We start from the raw sequence: 1,947 nt of genomic DNA, 5'->3' as shown, positions 1-1,947 counted from the left end.
TCGGGGCGCTATCGCAATCGCAGGAAGCGGTTTGGACTCCGGCTCAATTTGATTGCGGGTCTACTCAATTTTGAACTGGCACAAGCCACTTGATTCATGCAGGAGGTCTACTAAAACCTCTGGGCTGGGATCGTGTAGCACGCCCTCGCTATGATGCAACACATCTAAAATCAACTGTTTAGCTGTGGCAATATCATCACCATAGCCAATGCCCACGTCGTACTGTAAGCGTCTTAGCCCATAGGCAGTATTCACCGTCACTGAATTGGTAAAAAGTTCTGCATTGGGAATTACAACTCGGCGGCCATCGTAGGTTCGTATCATCGTCGCTCTTGTGTGAATGTCCTCCACGTTTCCTTCAAATGTTTTAAATACGATTTGATCCCCAATTTGAAACGGTTCTGTTAATAGGATTAAAATACCTGCTAGAAAATTTTGGAGAACATCACGGAAGGCAAACCCGATCGCGACCCCACCAATTCCTAAAGTACTGATCATGTCGGCAGGCTTAAAGGAGGGGAAAATAATAGTCACTGCTACAAGCAATCCTAGAATCAGGATTCCCCCTTGAGCTAATCGACCAATGACTAAGGCAACATTATTAGATTTTCGTTGTGTTCGGGCAATCCGACGGACAATAGTGCGTACAATGCGGGCAACCACCCAAAAAATTGTAAAAACAATAGTCCCCAGGATGAGGTTAGGTAACAGGCGAATACTGTAAGTCGCCATGTCAGCTACCCTATCCCATCCTGCGTCTAAAGCAATATTTTCCATAGTTTGATTGAATGAACATCTATTTCATTAGAAGCGATGAATTACGTGATCTTACTCGATTCCAAAACTCTGATTCAGATCATCTCATTCAGTCGGGTCTGCTGTGGGCTCAGTCGAGGCCGATTCGGGTTGGAGTTCCCAGCGATCGCGATCGCGCTGTTCCATCATGGCTTTTAAGTGAAGCGGCGTCTCATCTGCTAGTTGAATCCCCACTGCCTGTGCAAGTTTTTCTGTGTCATTTTGTCCGGGAACCGAAGCACTCCCTCCGACCGCTTCTTCTCCACTGACGGAGGCCCTGTAAGTATCTGCGTCCAAATCGCCCCCCGTCAGGGAACTAGGCTCGTGAGGTAGCTGTGGGGCAAAGCTAGATTGATCAGACATTATCAGTTTCCTCATGCAAGATTGAAAGTTGTCTCCAGAATAATCCTGATAAAGCAAATTCCGGATGTCCAAAATTACAGAAATTTAGCTTAGTTAGATTTGCAATAAGTCCTTCTAAAGTATGAAAATGAAGACTAAGCACCGCGCCGCTAGCAAATCCGTGTAATGTAAAAATACTCAGCGAACAACACATTTGAAAACGTTAAGTCGTGCTCTGACTGAGGATTAAACCCGATTTTTAAGTGTAAGCAATAAATATCGTCATACCAGATTGATTGATCAGTATTGATTGATCAATGCATCAGATCCGATTTCCCATAGCTCCTTAATAGAGGGTGGATTTAGTCAGATGCTTTCAAAGTCCCCTTAATTAAGGAGGTTTCAGCAGGTAAGGTTATGTGTTGCCATCACAAGTTGATTCGGTGTAGCAGATGTAGTAAGTAGTAGGTAATTTTTATGGCTGCTCAACATCCTTTAACAGGAGTTACATTGATTGATTGTGCTAGAAGCAATGCGAAATCTGGGATTGAAACCGCAGCGATGCAATGCGGTTATGGCGATCAGATTGCAGCATTTACGACTGCCTTAAAAGAGGCGTGTGATTCAGCCGGAATTACGTTCAATGATCTAAATGACTTGACCAAAGAAAAGACTACGTCACAAACGATTCCAGGAATTTCCTAGTTCTAATCAAGTTTGTGTTTGTTAGGTTTCGCCGTTCCACGGCCATTGCAGGAAGAAGCAATCAGGAAGTTGCGTAACCAGTTATCGTGATAGCGAAAGCCATTG

At 44.2% G+C, this 1,947-nt stretch carries 3 protein-coding genes; 1 reads left to right on the top strand and 2 read right to left on the bottom strand.

Translation table 11 applies throughout. The features are described from left to right. Positions 1–60 precede the first annotated feature (60 nt). Complete coding sequence (locus ACN4EG_RS27685; RefSeq protein ID WP_431633512.1) at positions 61–732, bottom strand: mechanosensitive ion channel family protein; 672 nt, start codon at positions 730–732, stop codon at positions 61–63. Between the two features lie 129 nt (positions 733–861). Further along, on the bottom strand, positions 862–1,158 hold the full coding sequence (locus ACN4EG_RS27680; RefSeq protein WP_431633511.1) for a DUF6335 family protein: 297 nt from the start codon (positions 1,156–1,158) through the stop codon (positions 862–864). Between the two features lie 456 nt (positions 1,159–1,614). On the opposite strand from ACN4EG_RS27680, the gene ACN4EG_RS27675 reads away from it, so the two are divergent. Further along, entirely contained in the window at positions 1,615–1,842 is a 228-nt protein-coding gene (locus tag ACN4EG_RS27675) for a hypothetical protein (protein ID WP_431633510.1), read from the top strand. The last annotated feature ends 105 nt before the right edge of the window (positions 1,843–1,947 follow it).

The organism is Alkalinema pantanalense CENA528 (assembly GCF_050753345.1).
In the GTDB taxonomy this organism is placed as follows: domain Bacteria; phylum Cyanobacteriota; class Cyanobacteriia; order Leptolyngbyales; family Leptolyngbyaceae; genus Alkalinema; species Alkalinema pantanalense.
The sequence above is the reverse complement of the archived record's forward strand: the minus strand, read 5'-3'. Positions and strand labels throughout refer to the sequence as shown.